This is a genomic window from Kribbella sp. NPDC051718, from assembly GCF_040681515.1.
Taxonomy (GTDB): Bacteria; Actinomycetota; Actinomycetes; order Propionibacteriales; family Kribbellaceae; genus Kribbella.
Window position 1 is genome coordinate 50,882 of record NZ_JBFAYZ010000015.1, and the last position, 21,157, is coordinate 72,038.

Annotated in this window: 22 protein-coding genes and 1 pseudogene; 14 read left to right on the forward strand and 9 right to left on the reverse strand. The window is 67.6% G+C overall.

Annotation, left to right across the window (positions count from 1 at the left end; translation table 11 throughout):
- Nucleotides 1–59 precede the first annotated feature (59 nt).
- Nucleotides 60–1,448, forward strand: a complete 1,389-nt coding sequence (locus AB0M15_RS38045) for an FAD-binding oxidoreductase (RefSeq protein WP_363830629.1) — start codon at nucleotides 60–62, stop codon at nucleotides 1,446–1,448.
- 3 nt (nucleotides 1,449–1,451) lie between these two features.
- Here AB0M15_RS38045 and AB0M15_RS38050 read toward each other — a convergent pair whose 3' ends face one another.
- Entirely contained in the window at nucleotides 1,452–2,456 is a 1,005-nt protein-coding gene (locus AB0M15_RS38050) for a hypothetical protein (RefSeq protein WP_363830632.1), read from the reverse strand.
- Nucleotides 2,457–2,557: 101 nt separating this feature from the next.
- Here AB0M15_RS38050 and AB0M15_RS38055 point away from each other — a divergent pair, with 101 nt between their 5' ends.
- The 4 genes from AB0M15_RS38055 to AB0M15_RS38070 are packed head-to-tail and all read left to right on the forward strand — an operon-like array spanning nucleotide 2,558 to nucleotide 6,823.
- Nucleotides 2,558–3,580, forward strand: a complete 1,023-nt coding sequence (locus tag AB0M15_RS38055; protein ID WP_363830636.1) for a LacI family DNA-binding transcriptional regulator — start codon at nucleotides 2,558–2,560, stop codon at nucleotides 3,578–3,580.
- The gene (locus AB0M15_RS38060; protein WP_363830639.1) at nucleotides 3,574–4,344 is read left to right on the forward strand and encodes a hypothetical protein; all 771 of its coding nucleotides are present in this window, start codon (nucleotides 3,574–3,576) and stop codon (nucleotides 4,342–4,344) included. Before AB0M15_RS38055 ends, AB0M15_RS38060 begins: the two co-directional genes overlap by 7 nt.
- Nucleotides 4,337–5,848, forward strand: a complete 1,512-nt coding sequence (locus AB0M15_RS38065; protein ID WP_363830642.1) for a phospholipase D-like domain-containing protein — start codon at nucleotides 4,337–4,339, stop codon at nucleotides 5,846–5,848. The genes AB0M15_RS38060 and AB0M15_RS38065 overlap by 8 nt, the downstream gene beginning before the upstream one ends.
- Before the next feature lie 30 nt (nucleotides 5,849–5,878).
- A complete protein-coding gene (locus AB0M15_RS38070) occupies nucleotides 5,879–6,823 on the forward strand; it encodes an aminoglycoside phosphotransferase family protein (protein ID WP_363830645.1) in 945 nt (314 codons plus the stop codon).
- A gap of 174 nt (nucleotides 6,824–6,997) precedes the next feature.
- Here AB0M15_RS38070 and AB0M15_RS38075 read toward each other — a convergent pair.
- Nucleotides 6,998–7,672, reverse strand: a pseudogene (locus tag AB0M15_RS38075) (NmrA/HSCARG family protein); the annotation flags it as partial.
- A 76-nt stretch (nucleotides 7,673–7,748) separates the two neighbouring features.
- Entirely contained in the window at nucleotides 7,749–8,462 is a 714-nt protein-coding gene (locus AB0M15_RS38080; protein ID WP_363830648.1) for a nucleotidyltransferase domain-containing protein, read from the reverse strand.
- Nucleotides 8,463–8,603: 141 nt separating this feature from the next.
- On the opposite strand from AB0M15_RS38080, the gene AB0M15_RS38085 reads away from it, so the two are divergent.
- Complete coding sequence (locus AB0M15_RS38085; RefSeq protein ID WP_363830651.1) at nucleotides 8,604–10,628, forward strand: copper-translocating P-type ATPase; 2,025 nt, start codon at nucleotides 8,604–8,606, stop codon at nucleotides 10,626–10,628.
- Here the strand turns inward: AB0M15_RS38085 and AB0M15_RS38090 are convergent.
- Both AB0M15_RS38090 and AB0M15_RS38095 read right to left on the reverse strand, forming a co-directional pair.
- On the reverse strand, nucleotides 10,623–11,141 hold the full coding sequence (locus AB0M15_RS38090; RefSeq protein WP_363830654.1) for a DinB family protein: 519 nt from the start codon (nucleotides 11,139–11,141) through the stop codon (nucleotides 10,623–10,625). The genes AB0M15_RS38085 and AB0M15_RS38090 overlap by 6 nt on opposite strands.
- A 33-nt stretch (nucleotides 11,142–11,174) precedes the next feature.
- Nucleotides 11,175–11,885, reverse strand: coding sequence for a DinB family protein (locus AB0M15_RS38095; RefSeq protein ID WP_363830657.1), 711 nt, complete (start codon nucleotides 11,883–11,885; stop codon nucleotides 11,175–11,177).
- A gap of 107 nt (nucleotides 11,886–11,992) precedes the next feature.
- Between AB0M15_RS38095 and AB0M15_RS38100 the strand changes: the two genes are divergently transcribed.
- Complete coding sequence (locus AB0M15_RS38100) at nucleotides 11,993–12,367, forward strand: PH domain-containing protein (protein WP_363830661.1); 375 nt, start codon at nucleotides 11,993–11,995, stop codon at nucleotides 12,365–12,367.
- 46 nt (nucleotides 12,368–12,413) lie between these two features.
- Here AB0M15_RS38100 and AB0M15_RS38105 read toward each other — a convergent pair whose 3' ends face one another.
- A complete protein-coding gene (locus tag AB0M15_RS38105; protein WP_363830665.1) occupies nucleotides 12,414–13,412 on the reverse strand; it encodes a zinc-dependent alcohol dehydrogenase family protein in 999 nt (332 codons plus the stop codon).
- Between the two features lie 64 nt (nucleotides 13,413–13,476).
- Between AB0M15_RS38105 and AB0M15_RS38110 the strand changes: the two genes are divergently transcribed.
- Nucleotides 13,477–13,779 carry a helix-turn-helix transcriptional regulator gene (locus tag AB0M15_RS38110; RefSeq protein WP_363830668.1) on the forward strand — a complete coding sequence of 101 codons (303 nt, stop codon included), beginning with the start codon at nucleotides 13,477–13,479 and terminating at the stop codon, nucleotides 13,777–13,779.
- Here the strand turns inward: AB0M15_RS38110 and AB0M15_RS38115 are convergent.
- Nucleotides 13,776–14,741, reverse strand: a complete 966-nt coding sequence (locus AB0M15_RS38115; RefSeq protein WP_363830672.1) for an alpha/beta hydrolase — start codon at nucleotides 14,739–14,741, stop codon at nucleotides 13,776–13,778. The two genes, AB0M15_RS38110 and AB0M15_RS38115, sit on opposite strands and share 4 nt — an antisense overlap.
- Nucleotides 14,742–14,868: 127 nt before the next feature.
- Between AB0M15_RS38115 and AB0M15_RS38120 the strand changes: the two genes are divergently transcribed.
- The 5 genes from AB0M15_RS38120 to AB0M15_RS38140 all read left to right on the forward strand — a co-directional run bounded on the left by AB0M15_RS38120 (nucleotide 14,869) and on the right by AB0M15_RS38140 (nucleotide 19,730).
- A complete protein-coding gene (locus tag AB0M15_RS38120) occupies nucleotides 14,869–16,890 on the forward strand; it encodes a hypothetical protein (RefSeq protein ID WP_363830677.1) in 2,022 nt (673 codons plus the stop codon).
- The gene (locus AB0M15_RS38125) at nucleotides 16,863–17,657 is read left to right on the forward strand and encodes an FtsX-like permease family protein (RefSeq protein WP_363830680.1); all 795 of its coding nucleotides are present in this window, start codon (nucleotides 16,863–16,865) and stop codon (nucleotides 17,655–17,657) included. Before AB0M15_RS38120 ends, AB0M15_RS38125 begins: the two co-directional genes overlap by 28 nt.
- A 5-nt stretch (nucleotides 17,658–17,662) precedes the next feature.
- Nucleotides 17,663–18,346, forward strand: coding sequence for an ABC transporter ATP-binding protein (locus AB0M15_RS38130; RefSeq protein ID WP_363830684.1), 684 nt, complete (start codon nucleotides 17,663–17,665; stop codon nucleotides 18,344–18,346).
- Between the two features lie 446 nt (nucleotides 18,347–18,792).
- Nucleotides 18,793–19,416 (forward strand): histidine phosphatase family protein, encoded by a 624-nt coding sequence (locus tag AB0M15_RS38135; protein ID WP_363830687.1) that lies wholly within the window; start codon nucleotides 18,793–18,795, stop codon nucleotides 19,414–19,416.
- Nucleotides 19,413–19,730, forward strand: coding sequence for a nucleoside triphosphate pyrophosphohydrolase (locus tag AB0M15_RS38140; protein ID WP_363830690.1), 318 nt, complete (start codon nucleotides 19,413–19,415; stop codon nucleotides 19,728–19,730). The genes AB0M15_RS38135 and AB0M15_RS38140 overlap by 4 nt, the downstream gene beginning before the upstream one ends.
- A gap of 11 nt (nucleotides 19,731–19,741) precedes the next feature.
- Here the strand turns inward: AB0M15_RS38140 and AB0M15_RS38145 are convergent, their stop codons facing one another.
- Nucleotides 19,742–20,194 carry a hypothetical protein gene (locus AB0M15_RS38145; RefSeq protein ID WP_363830693.1) on the reverse strand — a complete coding sequence of 151 codons (453 nt, stop codon included), beginning with the start codon at nucleotides 20,192–20,194 and terminating at the stop codon, nucleotides 19,742–19,744.
- 28 nt (nucleotides 20,195–20,222) lie between these two features.
- Nucleotides 20,223–20,528, reverse strand: a complete 306-nt coding sequence (locus AB0M15_RS38150) for a hypothetical protein (protein WP_363830696.1) — start codon at nucleotides 20,526–20,528, stop codon at nucleotides 20,223–20,225.
- 81 nt (nucleotides 20,529–20,609) lie between these two features.
- On the opposite strand from AB0M15_RS38150, the gene AB0M15_RS38155 reads away from it, so the two are divergent.
- The gene (locus AB0M15_RS38155) at nucleotides 20,610–21,140 is read left to right on the forward strand and encodes a DinB family protein (protein ID WP_363830698.1); all 531 of its coding nucleotides are present in this window, start codon (nucleotides 20,610–20,612) and stop codon (nucleotides 21,138–21,140) included.
- The last annotated feature ends 17 nt before the right edge of the window (nucleotides 21,141–21,157 follow it).

Consider the following 21,157-nt stretch of genomic DNA (forward strand, 5'->3'; position numbering starts at 1 on the left):
GGGAGCGGGCGCAGCATCGGGGTGTCAACTGGGGAACAGCTAGGCAAGGGGGAGTTCCCATGTCCGACACGATGGCGCGTTCGCCGGGTTCTCATCGGGGGCGGCCGGACGGTTTCGGGGGAGAGATGATCCGGCCGGGGGACTCGTCGTACGACGAGCTCCGGTCGGTGTTCAACGCGATGATCGACAAGCGGCCGGGGGTGATCGCGCAGTGCGAGTCGGCGGCCGATGTCGCCGCGGCGGTGCGGTACGGGGTCTCGGAGGGCTTGGAGATCGCGGTACGAGGGGGTGGTCACAGCGTTGCGGGTGCAGGGGTGACGGACGGGGGCATCGTCGTCGACCTGCGCAAGATGCGGTCCGTACAGGTCGATCCGGAGGCCAAGCTGGCACGGGTCGCCGGCGGTGCGACCTGGGCGGATCTTGATGGCGCCTGCCAGCAGTACTGGCTGGCGACGACCGGTGGCAGGGTGTCGACGACGGGGGTGGCCGGGCTGACGCTTGGCGGCGGGTCCGGCTGGCTCGAGCGCAAGTTCGGGTTGGCGTGCGACAGTCTGGTATCGGTCGAGTTGATCACCGCCGATGGGCAGTTGGTGATCGCCGACGAGACCCGGAACACCGAGTTGTTCTGGGCTCTGCATGGTGGCGGCGGCAACTTCGGGGTGGCGACGTCACTGACGTTCAAGCTGCGGCCGCTGACGTCGATGACGCTGGCGATGCTGTTCTGGCCCGCTGACGCAGGGCCGGAGGTGATCCGCCGGTACCGCGATCTGATCGAGGCGGGAGTACCGGACGAACTGGGTGGTGGCGTCATCTACTTGACCGGGCCGCCGGAGGACTTCGTTCCGCTACACCTGCAAGGCGAGCGGCTGGTCGGGGCGGCCGCGTTCTATGCCGGGACCGAGGAGGAGACGCGGGCGATCTTCCAGCCGATGATGGACCTCTCGCCCGAGGGAGTGATGATCGCGGAGATGCCCTACTCGGCGATCCAGTCGGCTCTGGACGATCCGCCGGGCTTCCGGAACTACTGGTCGGCGGAGCATCTGAGTGAGCTGCCCGACGAGGCCATCGCCGCTTTCGTCGGTGGCGCGGCAGGCATGCTGCATCCGTCGCCTTCGCAACAGATTCTGGTGCCGTGGGGCGGTGCGGTGGCCCGTGACGCCGGCAAGTGGCCGTTGCCGCATCGGGACGCGGCCTGGGTGATCCATCCGTTCGGGCTCTGGGCGGATGCTGCCGACGACCAGCGGGGGATCGAGTGGGCGCGGAACCTCTGTACCGACATGAAGCCCTGGGCGACCGGTGCGGTCTACCTGAACTTCATCGGGGACGAGGGGCAGGATCGGGTGGTGGCCGGCTACGGGAAGGACAACTACGAGCGGCTTGCCCGGGTCAAGGGTGAGTTCGACCCGGGCAACGTGTTCCATCTGAATCAGAACATCAAGCCTGCTTAGGGTTCAGACGGCTCGGGCGATGGCGATGGAGCCGGCGAGGCGTTCGCCGGCTTCGTAGATCATGTACTCCACGCCGTTGTCCGAGCCGAACGCGGGTGCTGCGCACCGTCCGTTGTCCGGTGCGCCGGTGAGTGGCGAGTGGAAGACGCCGAGGTGGTTGCGCTTGTCGAAGTTGTTGCCCACCTCGGTGATCCGCATCGACCCGCCGGCCTCGATGTTCGTGTGGTAGATGACGTACGTGGAACCGTTGCGCTCGGCAACTGTCGGGGCGCCGATGTTGAGCGCGCCGACGTCCTGCGGGTTGATCAGCGGGGTCTGCGAGAAGGTCCAGTTGCGGGCGTCGCTCGACCAGCCCCAGCCGATCGAGCGGCGGTTCGCGGTCGTGTTGATCATGAAGACCATCACGTACCGGGCGTTCTTCGACGGCAGGTCGTGGCGGAACACCCGGGCGTACGAGGTCTCCGTCGTGCCGGCCGGGAGCATCGAGGTGGAGAGCACGACCTTGTCGTAGGTGAAGTGGATGCCGTCGGTCGAGCGGGCTAGGCGGGTGGTGGTGTTCTCGCCGTGGAAGTACATCCACATCTCGTTGACGTCGTCGTTCCACAGGGCGTGCGGTGAGGAGACGTGGGAGACGTTGTAGTTGGGCGACCAGGTGCGGCTGATGATCGGGTTGGTGGCGTACTCCGTGTACGGGCCGCCGAGCGAGTTGGAGTAGGCGAGGCAAAGGCCGCCGGGGGCGTCGTGCGGGGCGTAGTACAGGTAGAAGCGGCCGAGGGCGTTGCTGATCCGGCCGACGGTGCCGCGGACGCTGGGGAAGATCAGTTCGCCGGTGGGGTTGTAGCGCAGGTTGGCCTTGTTGAACGCGACCCGGACGTAGCTGTAGTTGGGGAATCCGCCGGGCGCGGCTTGTGCGGTCCCGGTCAGCGGCACGCCGGCCGCGAGGCCGAGCCCGAGACCGGCGGTGCCGCGGAGTAGGGTCCGGCGGCTGACGGGAGGTAGGTTCGTCATCCTTGATTCCTCACACTGTCGGGGGCGGGGTTGCTGCCGAGTGTGGGATTCGTCGATCGGGTCAGTCAATAAGCTAATCCGTATTAGCTAAGGTGAGGTCTATGGCAAGGGCGCCGCGACAGGCGGATATCGCCGCCGCTGCGGGGGTTTCGCAGACGACGGTCTCGCTGATCCTGTCCGGAAACACGGACGGCATGCGGCTGGCGGAATCCACCCGGCGCCGGGTGCTGAAGGCGGCGGAGACACTCGGCTACGTGCCCGACCCGGTCGCCACCCGGTTGGCGTCGTCGCGCAACCACATGATCGGGGTGTACACGTTCGCGTCGGCCTTCCCGACCGCGGTGGACGGTTTCTACTACCCGATCCTGGCCGGCATCGAGGAAGAGGCCGCTGCCCAGGGCCAGGACCTGATCCTCTTCACCGGCACCGGCGGCCTCGAAGCGCGGTCGGACGACAAGACGGCGATCCGCCGCACTCGGATCGCTGACGGCTGTCTGTTCTTCGGCCGGCAGGTGCCGGAGGAGCCGATCGACTGGCTGCTCGGCGGCGGCTTCCCGCTCGTCTACATCGGCCGGCGCGACGAGTTGTCCGGCCGGATCCCGTACGTCGGCGTGGACTACGTCGCCGCCTCCGCCGCCGTCATCAACCGCCTGGTCGCTGCCGGCCACCAGGAGATCCGCTACCTCCGCTCGATCGACGACGCCCTCTCCTCCACCGACCGCGAGCGAGGCGTCCTGACCGCCGCTTCCTCGGCTGGGTTGCCGGTACGCCGGATCGTCGCGCGCGCCGCCGACGCCGAGGTCCCGGCCCTGGTCGAGCGCTGGCGCGGCGAGGGCGTGACGGCCGTCGTCGTCGAGGAGACCGACACCGGGTCGCTCTCGGCCGCCTTGATGGACGCGGTGCGCGGTATCCGGGTGCCAGAGGAGTTGTCGCTCGCGGTGCTCGGCCAGCCAGTGGGCCACCCGGAGCTGAGCGGGTTCGAGGTCCCGCGACGCGAACTCGGTCGCCAATCGGTGCGTCTACTGGTCAACCAGATCACGTCGTCAAGTACAGGAGACCCCGAGCAGATGCTCCTCGACTGCATCCCGATCGCCGGCTCGACCATTGGGCAGGCACCGTGCTGATGCGGCGGGCCGGGAGCGTGCTGGCGCTCGGGCTGGTCTCGATGCTCGGCTGGAGTCTGGCGGTCTCGGCGTCGATGCCGAGCTGGTACGACCCCGATCGCGACTGTGCCCAGGCCTTCCCACTCGCCGAGGGCAACGGCCTGCGAATCACCAGCTCGTGGCTGCCCCCGCACGCCACCTGCGACTTCGGCGACGGCCAGCTGCACCAGTTCATCTCGCCGACCCGCTCGACGGTCCTGACGATCATCTTCGCTCTCACCGCAGCTCTCACCCTCACCGGCCTGTACTTCGTACTCCGCCGCCTCACCGGCCCCGCCGGCATCGTCCGCTCGGCCGAAGCCGTCGACCTTCGCGGCCGCCAACTCCGTCACCTCGGAATCGGCGCCTTCCTGACTCTCCTGATCGTCGCCCTCTTCGCCGGCGCCAACGTCTTCGCCGCCTTCCTGGCCGGCCCACCCGGCATGGTGATCGTCGCCCTGACCGCTACTGCCGCGCTCTCCGCAGTCGCCGCCGCGCTGGACCGCCAGTTGGGCCCACTCCCCAGCACAGCCCGCGACTCCCACCGCCGAGGGGCCGTCGTCGGATGCACCACCATCGCCACCGTCTTCTTCATCACCGCGGCCACCGGCAACTTCCCCTTCTACCGGATCTGGGTGGCGCCCGTCGGTGTCGTCACCTACTTACTCGTCGTCACCGTCCAGTGGTCTCGAGCAGTGCGTGGAGTTCGGACTGGGCTGGCCGGGGTACTGGGAGTGGATGAGTGACTGGTTTCTGACGGCTGAGGAGCGGGGCAACCCGGCCACCGATCTCGAGGGCGCGTGGACTGAGGGGAACTCGGTTCGGATGCTCGTCCACGGCGCCGTCTACTTCCAGCGGCTGTATGACGAGCTGTGTGCGCTGAGTGTGGGCGATCGGGTGTACTTCACCGATTGGCGTGGGGATGCGGACGAGGTGCTCTACGAGGATGGGCCGTCGATCGGGGAGGTGCTCTGCGATCTGGCGAAGTCCGGGGTCGAGGTCCGGGGGTTGTTGTGGCGGTCGCACTCGGATCATGTGCAGTTCAATGCTCAGGAGAACCAGCGGCTTGGCACCGAGCTGAATGAGGCCGGGGCTGAGGTGTTGCTGGATCAGCGGGTGCGGCGGCTGGCTTCGCACCACCAGAAGCTGTTCGTGATCCGTCATCGGGGTGCGGCGGCGAAGGATGTCGCGTATGTGGGTGGGATCGATCTGAGTCACCAGCGGCGCGATGACGCTCAGCATCTGGGTGATCCGCAGCAGGCGCCGATGGATCCCCGGTACGGGAAGCAGACGCCCTGGCACGACGCGACGCTCGAGCTTCGCGGGCCGGTGGTCGGGGACGTACTGCGTACTTTCGTCGAGCGCTGGGACGATCCGCACCCGCTCGATCGGCGTACGCCGTACCGGATGTTCGTGCAGCGGAAGGCGGAGATGCCGCGGCATCCGTCGAAGCTGCCGGAGAGGTTTCCGGATCCGCCGGCGGCCGGGCCGCACGCGGTCCAGGTGTTGCGGACGTTCGGGCACAAGCATCCGCCGTTCCGGTTTGCGCCGAAGGGGGAGTACAGCATCGCGCGGGCTTATCGGAAGGCGTTCGGGCGGGCGCGGCGGCTGATCTATCTGGAGGACCAATACCTGTGGTCGTCGGTGGTGGCCGAGGGCTTGTGTGAGGCGCTGGAGCGGTCGCCGGAATTGCGGGTGATCGCGGTCGTGCCGCGGTACCCGGATGCGGACGGGCGGATCAGCGGACCGCCGGCGCGGTACGGGCAACTGCAGGCGCTCGACCTGTTGCACTCCGTGGCGCCGGATCGGTTCGCCGTGTACGACCTGGAGAACGCGGCCGGTACGCCGATCTACGTGCACGCGAAGGTCTGCGTGGTGGATGACGAGTGGTTGACGTGTGGGTCGGACAACTTCAACCGGCGCTCGTGGACGAATGACAGCGAGCTGACGTGTGCCGTGGTCGGCGACGGGCTGGCGCGGTCGGTACGGGCCGAGCTGTGGTCGGAGCATCTGGGGGTCGAGCCCGAACTTGACCCGGTAAAGGGTTTTGAGCAGTGGCGGGAGGCGGCGCAGGCGTTGGACTCCTGGCACGCGGGTGGAGAGGCTGGGCCGCGGCCGGCGGGGCAGCTTCGGCGGCATGATCCGGTGCCGGTCGGGCGGCTGGCGAGGGTGTGGGCGCGACCGCTCTACGACCATGTCTACGACCCGGACGGGCGGCCGCGGCGGATGCGGCGGCGAAACTCGTTCTGAGATTCGCGCCGGCTGGGCTTGGATGACGGTATGGGCCGGATGCATGCGAACGAGGCGTTGATCGACGGCGAGCTGGTACTGCGACTGGTGGCGGGCCAGTTCCCGCAGTGGGTCGGCTTGCCGGTCGCCGAGATCCCGTCGAGCGGGACGGTCAATGCGATGTACCGGCTGGGGGATTCGCTGACTGTGCGGTTGCCGCGGATCGCGGGTGGGGTGTCTGACATCGAGAAGGAGTTCGAGTGGTTGACCAGGCTCGCGCCGTTGCTGCCGGTGCGGATCCCGACGCCGGTCGCGTTGGGGGAGCCGGCTGACGGGTACCCATGGCCCTGGCTGGTGCAGGAGTGGATTCCGGGGGCCATCGCGGTTGCTGGGGAGGTACGGGATCCGGTCGGGCTGGCCGGGGATCTGGCTTCCTTTGTGCGTGCGTTCCGGGCGATCGAGATTCCTGACGGGCCGGCGGCGTACCGGGGCGGGGCGTTGTCGTCGCAGGACGAGGAGACGCGGAAGGCGCTCTTGCAGCTCGATGGGTGGATCGATACGGCGACCGCGTCGGCTGCTTGGGAGTCTGCGTTGGCTGCGGCCCCGGCGAACTCGCCGTGCTGGGTGCATGCCGATCTGATGCCGTCCAACCTGTTGGTGACCGATGGCGGAAGGCTGGCGGCGGTGCTCGACTTCGCCACCGCGGGGATCGGTGATCCGGCCTGCGACCTGATCCCGGCGTGGAATCTGCTTCCTGCGGTTGGACGCGCTGCCTACCGCGAGGCACTGGGTGTTGACGACGAGGCGTGGGTACGCGGTCGCGGCCGGGCGTTGTCGATGGCTCTGATCCAACTCCCGTACTACCGCGACACGAACCCAGGCATCGCCGCCAACGCCCAACACGTGATCGACGAGGTCCTCGCCGACTTCAGCGCGCGATGTGGCTGTCAGCCACTTGGTGAAGTCGAGCAGTTCGGGCAGGAGATTCCGGGTTGAGGCTGGAGTTCGTTCGGCGCAGTACTCGGTGTTGAAGAGGCGCTTGTAGAGCATCGTGTTCGCGCCGTCCTCGCCGGCGAATCCCCAACTGCGCAAGGTGTCCGGCGGCAGATCGACGTACCGGACGGGTTCGCCGAAGGCGGTGCTCATCGCGGCCGCCATTTCGGCCGGGGTGAGTTGGTCGCCGGAGACTCGGAGTACTTCGCCGTCGTTCGGGCCGCGGTCGAAGATCACCTGCACGATCCGCCCGATGTCGTCGACCGCGATGCCCGGCAGCCGCGCGTCGCCGAGCGGGAGAGGGTAGGTCAGTACGCCGTCCGCGTTGCGCTGGAGGGAGCGGGGATCCATCAGGTTCTCCCAGTAGTACGGCAGGACCAGGTACGTCGTCGCGACGCCGGAGGACGCGAAGAAGCGATCCGCGTCGGCCTTGGCGTCGCAGTGCGGGACCTTGTAGCGGTCGAGCAGCGTCGGGATCCGGTCGTCGTCCAGCGGCACGCGACGGCGGGTGTCGTCCAGGGTCGACCAGATCGCGTGGTCGACGCCTGCCCGGCCGACGGCTTCGGCGAGGTTGCGGCCGTGCCGGGTCTCGCGAGCAGGGTCGAGGTGTTCCCAGAAATTGGTGACGCAGAAGGCCAGTTGGGCACCGTCGAACGCCTTGACCAGGCTGTCGGGATCGTCGAGGTCGGCGGCGACCACCTCCGCGCCTTGGCTGCGGAGCCGGGTCGCTGCCTCGCTGTCCGGGTGGCGGGTCACCGCGCGGACGGAGTACCGGTCCTGGTCGAGCAATGCTTTGACGACGGCGCCGCCTTGGGCTCCGGTCGCACCGATCACTGTGGCTAGTTGGTTCATGCTTCGACGATCGCCGCGGCCGACGGGTCCTGTCGTCGGTAGGTTCTGCCCAGATCAGCCTTCGGGGTTGCCTGGATTAGTCGCCGGATAGGCGATAGCCGTCGAAGAGGCGGCCGCCGTAGAGGTTGAGGATGGTGTCGGTGGTGGCGATCAGCGCTTTCGGGTCGCCGGTGGTGGCGGCGCGGACAGCTGCGGGTAGGGCCGTTGCGTAGTCGGTGGTCTGGGTTGCGTCGTAGTTGGCCAGTTCGCGGAGGAGGCCCTTGCCGGTGCCGCTCCAGTGGCCGGCGCCGGTCAAGAGGAGAGTGGCGGCGTCCTGCCAGAGGACGGAGGCGACGACGGTCCGAACGTCGTTGCTGTCGGCACCGATCAGGTCTTCGAGCAGATCGGTGATCTTGTACCTGAGCATGTCGATGTCCTGGGGCGGCAGGGGCGGTGGGCCGGCCAGGAGTTGGGCGTTGCCGCCGGCTTGGAACGCGGCGCCGGAGCCGTCGGTGTCGAGCAGGATGATCGTCTCGCCGATCAGGCGCATCATCGACGGTTGGCGGCGCTGGCGGTCCTTTTCGCAGTAGTGGTCGAGGGATTCCTCGGTGTGGACGAAGAGTTCGACCGGCCAGTCGGCGTACCGGAGGGATTCGCGCAGGGGCGCGGGCGGGCCGGGCAGGAGGACGGTGACGTCGAGGTCCGAGGTCGCGGTCGCGGTGCCTCGGGCAACACTTCCGCCGAGCCAGGCGGCGCGTGCCTGTGGGTAACGCTCGTTGACCAGTTGCCGGGCTATCTCTACCGCTTCCATCCGGTCAGTCTCGCGGGTGGTGGGGGTGGATCTCCAGCCAATTTGCCGTGAGCGGGAATAGGCCGGTGGGGTGGTGGGTTGCCGCGTTCATACCCCATGGGGGTATGGTTGAGAGGTGCTGGAGAACCGATGGAGGTCAAGATGAGCCACGAGCACGCGGGGCAGCATGAGCACGGCGGGCACGCCGGGCATGGGGATCATGCGGCGCAGTTCAAGGATCGGTTCTGGGTCAGTCTGGGGCTGGCTGTGCCGGTGGTGTTCTTCAGTGAGATGTTCGCGGACCTGCTGGGCTACAACCGGCCGGACTTCGCGGGATCGGAGCTGATCGCGCCGATCGTCGGCACGGTCATCTTCCTGTACGGCGGGCAGCCGTTCCTGCGGGGTGGATGGAGCGAGATCAGGTCCCGGCAGCCGGGGATGATGTTGCTGATCTCGATGGCGATCTCGGTCGCGTTCGTGGCGTCGTGGGTGACGACGCTCGGGATCGGTGGGTTCGACCTGGACTTCTGGTGGGAGCTCGCGCTGCTGATCGTGATCATGCTGCTCGGGCACTGGCTGGAGATGCGGGCGCTCGGCGCCGCCTCCGGTGCGCTCGACGCGCTGGCCGCGCTGCTGCCCGACACCGCCGAGAAGGTCACCGCCGACGGCGTGGTCGAAGTTGCCCTGAGCAACCTCTCCGAGGGTGACGTCGTCCTGGTCCGCTCCGGCGGCCGGGTGCCCGCCGACGGGCAGGTGGTGGACGGCCAGGCCGAGGTCGACGAATCGATGATCACCGGCGAATCCCGCCCGGTACCACGCGCCGTCGGCGACCAGGTCGTCGCCGGTACGGTCGCCACCGACAGCGCCCTGCGGGTCGAGATCACCGCCGTCGGCGAAAACACCGCCCTGGCAGGCATTCAGCGTCTGGTCGCCGAAGCGCAAGCGTCCTCGTCCCGAGCTCAGGCGCTCGCCGATCGCGCGGCCGCGTTCCTGTTCTACTTCGCCTCCAGCGCAGGCGTCATCACCTTCCTGGTCTGGAGCCTGCTGGGCAAGGTGGACGAGGCGGTCACCCGGACCGTCACGGTGCTGGTGATCGCCTGCCCGCACGCCCTCGGGCTCGCCATCCCGCTGGTGATCGCGATCTCGACCGAGCGCGCGGCGAAGGCCGGCGTCCTGGTCAAGAATCGGTTGGCGCTGGAGCGGATGCGGACGATCGACGTGGTCCTGTTCGACAAGACCGGGACGCTGACCAAGGGTGAGCCGGCTGTCACGGGCGTCGCGACGGTCTCCGTTGCTGACAACGAGTTGCTGGCGATTGCGGCGGCGGTCGAGTCGGATAGTGAGCACCCGTTGGCGAAGGCGATCGTGCGGGCGGCAGCGGAGGCTGGTGCGGAGAGCTTGAAGGCGTCCGATTTCAGGTCGCTGACCGGGCGTGGGGTCGAGGCGGTTGTCGACGGCGCTCACGTATCGGTCGGCGGGCCGGCTTTGCTGCGCGAGTCCGGAGTACAGGTTCCTCCTGAGTTGGATGCGGCGATCGGCGAGTGGAAGGCGCGTGGGGCGGCGGTTCTGCAGGTGGTTCGGGATGGTCAGGTGCTGGGGGCGGTCGCGTTGGAGGATGAGGTCCGGCACGAGTCGCGGCAGGCTGTCGATGCGCTCCACAAGCGTGGGGTGAAGGTCGCGATGATCACTGGGGACGCGCATCAGGTGGCCGACGCGGTGGCGGCTGAGTTGGGGATCGACGAGGTGTTCTCGGAGGTACTGCCGCATGACAAGGACGCCAAGGTGGCTGAGTTGCAGGCGCGCGGGTTGAAGGTGGCGATGGTCGGTGACGGCGTGAACGATGCGCCGGCGCTGGCTCGGGCCGAGGTCGGGATCGCGATCGGCGCCGGTACGGATGTCGCGATCGAGTCGGCGGGCGTCGTGCTGGCTGCTGACGATCCGCGGGCGGTGTTGTCGGTGATCGACCTGTCGAAGGCGAGCTACCGGAAGATGTGGCAGAACCTGGTCTGGGCGACCGGATACAACATCATCGCGGTACCGCTGGCGGCCGGAGTCCTGGCCTTCGCCGGGATCGTCCTGTCGCCCGCGGCAGGCGCGGTACTGATGTCGCTGTCGACGATCGTCGTCGCGCTCAACGCCCAGCTGCTGCGTCGCTTGAACCTGTCGCCCGACCGGCTGGCGTCATAGCGGGTCCTGGCCCAGGGCGGTCCTCCCGTCGATCAGCTCGCGGGCGGCGTCGAGGTGGCCGAGGTGGCGGGCGGTCTCCTCGATCAGGTGCAGCACGATGAAACGCAGGTCGGTGATCTGGCTGGTGTCCCCCTGGCCGTGATCACCGACCGGCGGCGTGTCCCAGGGGACCGTCGCCAGTACTTCGTTCGCGCGGGCGATCTGATCGCGATAGAACCCGAAGACCGCCTCGGGGGAGCGCCCGCTGGTGAACGCGTCGTCGTCGCCCGAGTCGCCCGAGTTGTCCGCGTCAGCCGGGTCGTCCGGCCAGGGCAGCGGATCCGCAGCGCCCAGCGCGACCTGCTGGAACCAGTGCCGCTCGGCGCCCCCGAGATGCTCGATCATCCCGAGCACCGTCCACCCCGACGGCAGCACGGACCTCGTGAGCTGCTCAGTGCTGAGTCCTTCGACAACCTCGAACACCCGGGCTCGTTGCGCTTCCAGAAACGAATGCAGTAGCTGGTCCATGCCCATAGGTCGAAGCATGCCGGACCCGATCGACATTTCTCAGCGGGCGGCGAGGACGGCCAGGTCGCGTTCGGCGTACAGGCGGTGCATGTACTCCTCGTTGAGGAGGAGCAGCAGGACCTCGCGCACCGGGTAGCTGATCGGCCGGGGCCAGCCTTGGGATGTGCTGATCGGTGTGGTGTCGCCGGCTAGTTGCTCGTCGGTGAGTTGGTCGACGTACTGGCGGAGGCCGGCCATTCGGTCCTCGCGGAGGGCCAGCGCTTCGTCGAGGGACGGGCGGGCGGCGCGGTCGCGCGGGATGCCGGGGGTGTCGGCCATCTCGTCCCAGGGCAGGTCCAGTGGGTGCCAAGGGGTGGGGTCGCCGAGGATCACGCGGCGGATCCAGGCGTCGGTGGCGAAGGAGAGGTGGCGAAGCGTCTCGATGAACGACCACTCGCCGTCGACGCTCTCGTGCAACAGCTCCGGTGGGAGAGCCCGCGCCTTGGCAACGGTCTCGCCCCAGCGTTGCTCGAGCAGCTCCCAGGCGGCGCGTACCCCGTCGGAGTCGGTCGGGCGCATCTTGGGCCGGTCGGGGTCGCGCCGATCGAGCTCGGCCTCGATCAGCCCTGCGACCTCGACTCCGTTGACGGTCAGGTTCTGGATGTCGCCAGTGATCTCGACGTCGCAGAGCTCCGCGCCGATCAGCCGCACCTTGCGCAGGAAGGCTCCGCGCAGCTGAACGTCCTCCAGCACCAAAGCATCCTCGGTCATACCTCGCACGTTAGAGCACGACCCGGACAATCCCCGTCCGCGAATCAGTGCGAGACGCCACCGCGAGGTGAGCGAAGTACAAGACCCGCCTGTGATTGCCTGGCGGGATGATCGACTTCTCGAACGGTTCTGTTTTCAAGCTCAGTCCGGCCGCGACCGGCGACCTCGGTCCGATGGTGGCTCCCTTGCTGATCCCAGGCGAACAGCTGGTGTCGTGCTTCAAGGCGGTCCGGGACTTCGTCGTGTTCACCGACAAGCGTCTGATCGCCGTGAACGTGCAGGGGATGACCGGACGGAAGCGGGACTTCACCTCGCTGCCCTACAAGAAGATCCAGGCGTTTTCGGTCGAGACCGCCGGCACCTTCGACCTTGACGCCGAGCTGGACCTGTGGTTCAGCGGGCTGGGCAAGGTTCGCCTCGAGTTCAAGGGGACCTCGGACATCCGGCAGCTCGGCCAGATGATCGCGAGCTATGTGCTCTGAGTGCATTGCGTCTGCAAGGCACTCGCGGGCGGCGTAGCTGACCAGATCAGTGCGAGACGGTGACGACTAGTTTGCCGATGTGGGTGTTGGATTCGAGGTGTTCGTGGGCCTCGATGATGTTGTCGAGGGTGAAGAGGCGGTCGACGGTGGGTTTGAAGGCGCCGGTGCGGAGGCCGCTGGTGACGAAGGCTGTTGCGCGGCGTAGGCGTTCCGGGTTTCGGGTGATCTCGTGGACGGTGTAGGTGCGGAGGTTGAGAGCCGGCATGCCGAGGTCGAAGCCCGGGTACGGCGTTGGGTGGCCGCTGGCTGCTCCCCAGAGGAAGAGGGTGCCGTCGGGGGCGACGGCTCGGGCCAGGTCGGTGACTCCGGGGCCGGCCACGGCGTCGAAGATGTACTCGGCGCCGCGGTGGTTTGTGAGGTTGAGGATGCGGTTCGCGACATCGTCCTCGGTGGAGACGATGACCTCGGCGGCGCCTTCGTCGAGGAGGCGTTGGCGTTTGGGGGTGGTTCGGGTGATGGCGATGGGGGTTGCGCCTAGGCGGTTGGCGGTGTGGATTGCGGCTAGGCCGACGCTGCTGGAGGCGGCGTTGATGACCACGACGTCGCCGGGGCGGACGTGGGCGATCTCGACCATGGCGCCATAGGCGGTCAGATAGGGCATCCAGACGGCCGCGCCCGACACGGCGTCGTCGGAGTCGGGGCGGGGGATGAGGGCGGTGACGGGGGCCAGTGCGCGTTCGGCGTACAGGGGGTAGTCGTTCTGGGAGAAGTTGGGGATGACGCTGACCGGTTGGCCGACGGTGAAGCCGGTGACGCCGGGGCCGAGTGCTTCGATCACGCCCGCCGCCTCGCTGCCGAGGCCGGCCGGGAACTGCTTGACCGACTCGATGTAGTTGCCGCTGCGGAACAGGATGTCCGCGCGGTTGAGGCCGATCGCGTCGATCCTCAGCAGCACCTCGCCGGTGCCCGGCTCGCCCGGGTCGAGGTCGTGCAGGCGTAGAACGTCCGCCCCGCCTGTTTCATGGAACCGCACGGTCATCGTCATGCGCTCACTCAACCTCGAAGTATGACTACTGTCAAACTATGGCGAGTGTCGTACTATCAGGCTCATGGCACGTGCGCCGCAGCATCCCGAGGTGTCCGAGTTCGAGCTTCAGCAGGTGCTGGAGGCGATCGTCGACCCGGTCCGCCGGAGCATCGTCCAGCAGCTCGACGCCGCGGGGCACGACATCAAGTGCGGTGACTTCGACATCGCGGTGCACAAGTCGACGGCGACGCATCACTTCAAGGTGCTGCGCGAGGCGGGACTGATCCGGCAGTACTACGTCGGCACGTCCCGCCTCAACGCACTTCGTCGCGACGATCTCGACAAGGCCTTCCCAGGGCTGTTGGACGCCTTGGCCGTCGGCTAGCCGAGGAAGGCGGTCAGCTCGCTGATCACGGCCTGCGGGTTCTCCTCGGCGAGGAAGTGCCCGGTGCCGGGGACCTTGTGGACCCGTACGTCGGTGCCCTGGCCGGACCAGACGGCCAGGTTGGACTCGTAGCTGTACTCCGAGGTCAGCCCGAGGAACGGCGCGGTGATCTTGCCGTAGCCGGCGAAGTCGACGACGTCCTGATGGAAGCCCTGGTACCACGCGTTGCCGGCCCGGATCGCGTCCGGACCGGCGTACGCGTGGGCGTAGACCCGCCGGGACAGCTCGTCGATGGCGGACGGGTCGGGCGGGAAAGCGTCCATGAAGTAGTCGACGATGTGCCGCGACCGGCCGGTGATCAGCTTCTCGGGCAGACTCTGCACCTGGTTGAACGCGAACCACCACAGGCTGAAGCCCTGCCCGGGGCGGACCAGCAGCGGCAGGTCGTACAGCGACGGGTCGGGGTGGCCGACATCCATCAGTACGAGCTTGCGGGTCGCCGCACGGTGGTTGACGGCGAAGCTGTGCGCGACCATCGCGCCGATGTCGTGTCCGGCGATGTTGACCGAGTCGTAGCCGAGGTGGCGGACCAGCGCATGGACATCGGCTGCCATCGTCTTCTTGTCGTAGCCGTCGGCGGGCTTGGCTGATCCGCCCATGCCGCGCAGGTCGACGGCGATCACCGTGTAGCGCTTCGCCAGTGCGGGCAGGATTTTGTTGAACGACCACCAGGTCTGCGGCCAGCCGGGCAGCAGTACCAGCGGTTCACCGTGACCGCCGATGACGTAGTGCTGGCCTTTCGCGTACTTGCTCCGCAGCCCCAGCTTGCGGGCCAGCGCAGCATCCGACGGTACGCCGCCGCCTGCGCTAGTTGCTTGTGCCGTGGTCGCCGACCCGGTGACACCAGCAGCCACAGCCGCCCCGGCCCCCAGCGCGAGCAACCGCCTCCGGTCCATGTCCATCTCGCCCACCCCTCACCAGGCAGCACCGCGGATCGACGCCGCCGTGCAGGCACAGTAGATGCCCTATGGGTCAGGTGACCTGGTGTGGCGGCATGATGCGAGCTGGGTAGCCGGCCGGGGAGGCTTGATGTTGGGGTTTGTGCTTGCTCAGTTGAGGGGGCGGCTTCGGCGTACCGTCGCGTTGCTGGTGGCGGTGATGGCGGCGACGAGTGGGTTCGTGGTGCTGAGCGGGGCGGCTGAGACGTCGCAGTTGCGGACGACGGGGACGGTGGAGGCCAACTACCGGTCGGCGTACGACGTACTGGTGCGGCCGAAGGGTGCTCGGTCCGAGCTCGAGCAGGAACGCAACCTGGTACGGCCGAACTACTTGTCGGGCGTTTTCGGCGGGATCACGACGGCGCAGCTGGATCAGGTCCGAGCGGTGCGGAACGTCGAGGTCGCGGCGCCGATCGCGATGCTCGGCTTCACCTACGCCATGGTGGAACAGTCGGTGGATCTCACCGATCAGGTCGATCCGGCGGCGGAGCAGCAGGTGTTCCGGCTGACGCCGTCGTGGATCGCGGACCGTGGCCTCACGGTGATCGATGACGCACCGCAGTACGTCTATCTGAGCCGGAACGCCTTGTATCGCGAGAAGATCATCGTCGGGCTGCAGCCGCCGGGCCCGGTCTTCGCCAACGGGACCGCGCTGCCGCGCTCGCCTTTCGTCAACTGTGGTTTCAGCGTTCTCGAGGTCTCCGCGGCCGGCCGGCAGACGCCGCTGTGCGCGGACGCGATGATCGTCGAGAACGCGAACGGCACCACCCCGCTGGAGCGGACCGGGCTGATGATCTGGCAACGGTCCACGAACGGCCGGTACTCCGATGTGCTCGCCCTGCCGCGGACCAGTACCGACCGGCTGGTGGTGAAGGTCAGCTGGAAGGTGATGATGCTGGCCGCGGCGATCGACCCACCGGCCGAGGCCGCGCTGGTCGGGCTGGACAAAGCGATGATCGGCGGCCGGTACCTGTCGGCCCGGGACCAGCCGGCGGTGGCCGGCCAGAATCATCCCAAGCAGGGCATCGATGATCGCTACCTGAGTGTGCCGACGATGATGGCGGACAAGTCGTACGTCGACGAGCAGGTCCAGGTCGGTGTCGAGCGGCTCGCGCCTGGCGCGGCGTCTGCCCTGGTGGGACACGAGTACGCCGACGCGCTACCGCTGCTCGCCCGCACGTCGGGTACGCCGGTTGGTGCTCCGATCCGATCCAGTGCTGCGCCGGATCTGAGCAGGACGCAGGCGCGTCTCTCGGAGCCGTACCGGCCGGGCGCACCGGCGTACCGGGTGGACTCGGCTGGGCGGCTGACACCGCAGGCGATCGCGATTGACCCGCACACCTGGACGAGTGACGGAGCTCAGTACGACCAACCGCCGGCGTTCGTCTTCGACACCGGGTTCCGGCCGCTCGGGCCATCGAACACGCCACAGTTGATCGGGATGTCCCTGCCCATCGGCGACGTGGTCGGTCGCTTCGACCCGGGCCGGCTGGCGGGCTTCTCCCCGTTGTCGGAGGTGCCGCTCGAGACCTATCAAGCACCGGGGCTCGAAGGAGCGGACGAGCGGTCCCGGAAACTGCTGGGCGATCGGCCGCTGCTGCCGACCAGCAGTCCGACCGGGTACCTGTCGACGCCACCGCTCATCCTGACCAATCTTGCGGCACTCGACCGGATCCCGCTGGCCGACTCGTTCGCACCGCTGAGCGCGATCCGGGTTCGGGTGGCGGGCGTCGGCGGGATGGATGAGTTGAGTCAGGAGCGGGTTCGTTTGGTGGCGGCTGACATCGCTGCTGCGACGGGGCTTGATGTCGACATCACGATCGGATCTTCGCCGTCGCTGCAGGCCGTGACGTTGCCGGCGGGGAAGTACGGGCGTCCGGAGCTCGCGCTGGTCGAGAAGTGGTCGCGGAAGGGGGTGGCGGTGACGATCCTCGCGGCGGCGGATCGGAAGAGCTTGCTGCTTTCCGTGCTGATTCTTGCCGAATGTGCTGTGTTTCTTGGGAATGCGGTGGCTGCGTCTGTGCGGTCGCGGCGGCGGGAGCTGGCAGTATGGCCTGTCTTGGCTGGCCTCCGGGGCGGTTGGCCGTGGGGCTGCTGGGTGAGGTGGCGGTGATCGGGTTGGCGGGTGGAGTGCTGGCTGCCGCTCTCTCGACGCCGCTTGCGCAGTTGGCCGGGCTTGCTGTGCCTTGGTGGCGGGCGGCGTTGGCTGTGCCGATCGGGCTTGGGCTGGCGCTGGTCGCGGCGGCTCTGCCTACGCTGTCGGCGATCCGGGCGACTCCGGCTGAGGCGGTCATGCCTGCTGTTCGGTCTGTACGCCGGGGTCGGCATCATCGGACTGTGTTTGGGACTGCGCTTTCGAACTTGGCGCGGGTGCCGATGCGTTCGCTGCTTGCTGTTTTGGCTTTGACTGTTGGGGTTGCGGCGGTGACGTTGCTGGCGGCGGTGCTTGTCGTCTACCGCAATCAGGTCGTCGGCTCGATGCTTGGCGACGCGGTCACGTTGCAGGTCAGGCCGGTGGATCTGGCGGCTACTGCTGCGACGGTGTTGCTTGGGGTTGTTGCTGTGGCTGATGTTCTTTATCTCAATGTGCGCGAGCGGGCGGGGGAGATCGCTGCGTTGTGGGCGGCGGGGTGGACTGACTCGGCGTTGCTGCGGTTGGTCGTTTACGAGGGGCTCGGGATCGGGGTGGGTGGTGCGGTCGTTGGGGCGGGGTTGGGGTTGATGGGTGTCGGGTTGTTTGTCGGTGGCGTCTCGGCGGGGTTGGTTGCCGTCGCGGCGGCGACCGCGGGTGGGGCGGTTCTGTTGGCTGGGTTGTGTGCGGTCGTACCGGCCCTGTTGCTGCGGCGGCTACCGCTGGCCGCGTTGCTGGCTGAGGAGTGAACGCTGTGGATGATGCCGTTCCTGGTGGTTCGGTGGTGGAGGTCAGTGGGCTCGTGAAGGGGTTCGGCGCGGGGACCAATCGGCTGGTGGCGGTCGATGAGGTGTCGGTGCGGATCGAGCCGGGGAGTGTGGTCGCTTTGACTGGGCCGAGTGGGTCGGGGAAGTCGACGTTGCTGCATTTGATCGGCGCGATCGAACACGCCGACGGCGGGTCGGTACAGGTGGACGGCTCCGAGGTGACGACGCTTGGGAGGCGTGGGCTTGCGGCGTACCGGCGGTCTGTTGGTTTCGTCTTCCAGCGCTATCACTTGCTGCCTGCTCTGACCGCGGAGGACAACGTCGCTGCGCCTCTCCTGCCTTTCCGCGTCGACTTCGACAAGCGAGCCCGCGCTCGCGAACTGCTGGACGTCGTAGGCATCGGCGACCGCCGCACCGCCCTGCCGTCCCAGCTTTCCGGCGGCCAACAACAACGCGTCGCCATCGCCCGCGCCCTCGTCGCCAGCCCGCGCCTCCTATTGGCCGACGAACCAACCGGCAACCTCGACTCAGCCCGCACCACCGAAATCATCGACCTGCTCTTAGCTCTCCGCGACTCCCGAGGCATGACAGTCATCATCGCCACCCACGAACCCGACGTCGCCACCCGCTGCGACCGAGTAATCCACCTCCAAGACGGCCGAATCCAATAACCCCACGCGCCCGCCGCCGCTCGCTCCTTCGTCGCTTCCGCTCTGGGTGCTCCCGCCCACCCGTGCAGGCGCTCCTGCGTCGCGCGGTGCGACCACGACGGTGGTCGGTCTGATGCGGTGGACGCCAAGTCGTTGGGTTCAACCCGCCGGTGTGCTCGCGCCCTCACCGGACTCGCATCCGCGCCCGGCTCGCATCCGCGCCGGCTGGCCTCGACGCAGGGCTCGCGCCCGCGCTGGGCTCCCGTCCACGCTGGGCTCGCGTCCGCGCCGGGCTCGCGTCCGGCGTCGGCCGGGGTCAGCTTGATGCGTTAGCCGTGCTTGTTCGACGTCGATCTCGTCCTGGCGTGCTTGTGTCGAAACACAGAGTCAACCAGCTCTGCGTTCTCGTCGTCTGGTCGTGTGAGGATCGATGGAGCGATCCTCGTACCCAGCTGGAGGAGATCGGAATGGCTGCTACTCGGTATCTGTATCTTGCTCGGCATGGGGAGGCGGTGGCAGATCAGAGTGGGTTGACGGGGAAGGGGCGTCGGCAGGCGGAGTTGCTTGGGAAGCGGCTGCGGGACGTGCCGTTCTCGGGGTTTCATCACAGTCCGTTGGCCCGGGCGGTGGAGACGGCTGGGGTGGTTGGTGGGCAGTTGCGGGCGGGGGTTCCGCCGGAGGTTTCGCAGGCGGCCGGCGACTACCTGCCGGCGGCGCCCGCGGCTGGCGAAGTACCGGCTGAGTACGCCGACTTTGTGCGCAACGTGCTGGCGCAGTTCACGCCTGATGAGCTGCAGGACGGCCCTCCGCTGGCACGCCAGGCACTTGATCTCTTCACTGGTCCGGCCGACGGGCCTGAGGATCAGCATGAGCTGCTCATCACTCACAACTTCCTGGTCGGGTACCTCGTCACCCAGGCCTTGGGTGCACCCGGCTGGCGTTGGCTCACCCTCAACCATTGCAACGCCGCCCTCACCGTCCTCCGCTACAGCCCCGGTCGCCCGGCCACAGCCCTTATCTACAACGACATGCGCCACCTCCCCGCGACCCACCGCTGGACCGGCTTCCCCAAGCCGGAGCCGGGTATATGAGCGCCGACGGCAAGCTGGTCAGAGATCGCATCCCGGACCTCATCCGCGCCAACGGCGAAGACCCGATCACGTACGTCGCCGCGCCGGCCGAGTACCGCCAACGACTCCGCGACAAGCTGCTCGAAGAGGTCGACGAGTTCCTGACCGCCGACTCCACCGCAGCTGTCGAGGAACTGGCGGACGTACTGGAAGTCGTCTACGCCCTGGCCGCCGACCTCGGCACCGACCGCCCAACGCTGGAACAGATCCGCGAAGCCAAAGCAACAGAAAGAGGTGCCTTCACCAACCGCTTGATATGGCTCGGCTCCCGCTGACCTGATCGCGGCTAACCCCGTTCCGGCAGGATGAGCTGGTCGCCGTCGTACCAGCCGACTGAGTCGACCTGGGTCAGGACGCCAGGCCATCTCTCGAGGAAGGTGATGACCTGGTTGGCGGCGCCCACCGATTCGTCGTACCGGGACGGCAGTATCTGCAGGCCCACCACAGCAGTCGCGCTAGCCAGGTGCGACTCCACTGTCGCGCGTGCTGTGGGCAAGCCATCGTGGTCGTCCAGGAACTCAACTAGCTCGGATAGCTCCTCGCGTACATCCTCCCCGAGCGTCAGGTCCGCAGCCAGCACGGTTGCCCCGTCCGCATCGTGCACCTGGAAATCCGGCCAGCCGGCGTCGTCCGTCGAAACGACGACAAGCCCGTCACCTTGCTCGCCAACAAAGCTCACGAGGTCAGCGAAAGGCGGATTCGGCCAGCTGCCGATGACAGCACGCATGTAGAGAGCCATGTCGCGCATGATGCCAGCTGGCTATGGGCTATCGGTTGGCTTTCCAGGATTGCCAGCGGGGGCGGAGGTCGGGGAGGAGGGCTCTCAGGTACGCCTCGGCCTCTGCGTCGGTGGTCAGTGGCAGGGGTAGTTGGACTGCGTAGGTGCCCCAGCGGCCGTTCGGGTCGGGGGCGATCAGTTCTTTGAAGTACGAGGGCGATCCGGTCTCCCAGACCAGTGTTCCGACGCTTTTGTCGGGGGCTGTCACCCAGGCGTCTCCGCAGTCGTCGTAGCTCACGTACATGCCCATGGTGAAGCCGTCGGCCGCCGCCTCCGGATACCCGTACTCGTCCACGAGCGCAATGTATCGAGGATCTGGCTGAACTGGATGGAGTAGAGGTCAGAAGCTGACCGCTACCGTCCCTAGGGTGGAGGTATGACTACGAAGGAGCGGATCGTGACCGGTGAGCGGGACGACATTCTGGACTTTCTCGGTAAGCATCGGTACTTCCTGCGGCACACCGCCGAGGGGCTGACCGACGAGCAGGCGAACACCCGCAGTACGGTCAGCGAGTTGACCGTCGGTGGGTTGATCAAGCACGTGACGGCGGTCGAGCAGAACTGGGCCGACTTCGCGCGGAACGGTGGTGGCAAGGAGGTACCGGCGGAGGTCGAGTTCACGCCGGAGATGATCGCCGAGTGGGAGAACCAGTTCCGGCTGGCCGAGGGGCAGACGCTGGCCGACGTACTGGCCGAGTACGAGAAGGTCGCGGCTGCCACGGACGATCTCGTCCGCACCCTCGACCTCAACGCCAGCTACGAACTCCCGGCCGCACCCTGGCAGCCGCCGGGTGTCTTCTGGACGGTCCGCCGCGTCTTCCTCCACATCACCGCCGAAACCGCCCAACACGCCGGCCACGCCGACATCATCCGCGAAACCATCGACGGCCAGAAAACGATGGGCTGAAAGGCCTCTCCCGGCAG

Excerpts from the sequence above, each read along its gene's own strand:
- AB0M15_RS38105 (WP_363830665.1), bottom strand. The coding sequence starts at position 13,412 with ATGACGATGACCGTGCGGTTCCATGAAACAGGCGGGGCGGACGTTCTA.
- AB0M15_RS38055 (WP_363830636.1), top strand. The coding sequence starts at position 2,558 with ATGGCAAGGGCGCCGCGACAGGCGGATATCGCCGCCGCTGCGGGGGTT.
- AB0M15_RS38115 (WP_363830672.1), bottom strand. The coding sequence starts at position 14,741 with ATGGACATGGACCGGAGGCGGTTGCTCGCGCTGGGGGCCGGGGCGGCT.
- AB0M15_RS38135 (WP_363830687.1), top strand. The coding sequence starts at position 18,793 with ATGGCTGCTACTCGGTATCTGTATCTTGCTCGGCATGGGGAGGCGGTG.
- AB0M15_RS38155 (WP_363830698.1), top strand. The coding sequence starts at position 20,610 with ATGACTACGAAGGAGCGGATCGTGACCGGTGAGCGGGACGACATTCTG.
- AB0M15_RS38050 (WP_363830632.1), bottom strand. The coding sequence starts at position 2,456 with ATGACGAACCTACCTCCCGTCAGCCGCCGGACCCTACTCCGCGGCACC.
- AB0M15_RS38080 (WP_363830648.1), bottom strand. The coding sequence starts at position 8,462 with ATGGAAGCGGTAGAGATAGCCCGGCAACTGGTCAACGAGCGTTACCCA.
- AB0M15_RS38085 (WP_363830651.1), top strand. The coding sequence starts at position 8,604 with ATGAGCCACGAGCACGCGGGGCAGCATGAGCACGGCGGGCACGCCGGG.
- AB0M15_RS38095 (WP_363830657.1), bottom strand. The coding sequence starts at position 11,885 with ATGACCGAGGATGCTTTGGTGCTGGAGGACGTTCAGCTGCGCGGAGCC.
- AB0M15_RS38090 (WP_363830654.1), bottom strand. The coding sequence starts at position 11,141 with ATGGGCATGGACCAGCTACTGCATTCGTTTCTGGAAGCGCAACGAGCC.
- AB0M15_RS38065 (WP_363830642.1), top strand. The coding sequence starts at position 4,337 with ATGAGTGACTGGTTTCTGACGGCTGAGGAGCGGGGCAACCCGGCCACC.
- AB0M15_RS38120 (WP_363830677.1), top strand. The coding sequence starts at position 14,869 with ATGTTGGGGTTTGTGCTTGCTCAGTTGAGGGGGCGGCTTCGGCGTACC.
- AB0M15_RS38045 (WP_363830629.1), top strand. The coding sequence starts at position 60 with ATGTCCGACACGATGGCGCGTTCGCCGGGTTCTCATCGGGGGCGGCCG.
- AB0M15_RS38100 (WP_363830661.1), top strand. The coding sequence starts at position 11,993 with ATGATCGACTTCTCGAACGGTTCTGTTTTCAAGCTCAGTCCGGCCGCG.
- AB0M15_RS38140 (WP_363830690.1), top strand. The coding sequence starts at position 19,413 with ATGAGCGCCGACGGCAAGCTGGTCAGAGATCGCATCCCGGACCTCATC.
- AB0M15_RS38110 (WP_363830668.1), top strand. The coding sequence starts at position 13,477 with ATGGCACGTGCGCCGCAGCATCCCGAGGTGTCCGAGTTCGAGCTTCAG.
- AB0M15_RS38145 (WP_363830693.1), bottom strand. The coding sequence starts at position 20,194 with ATGGCTCTCTACATGCGTGCTGTCATCGGCAGCTGGCCGAATCCGCCT.
- AB0M15_RS38070 (WP_363830645.1), top strand. The coding sequence starts at position 5,879 with ATGGGCCGGATGCATGCGAACGAGGCGTTGATCGACGGCGAGCTGGTA.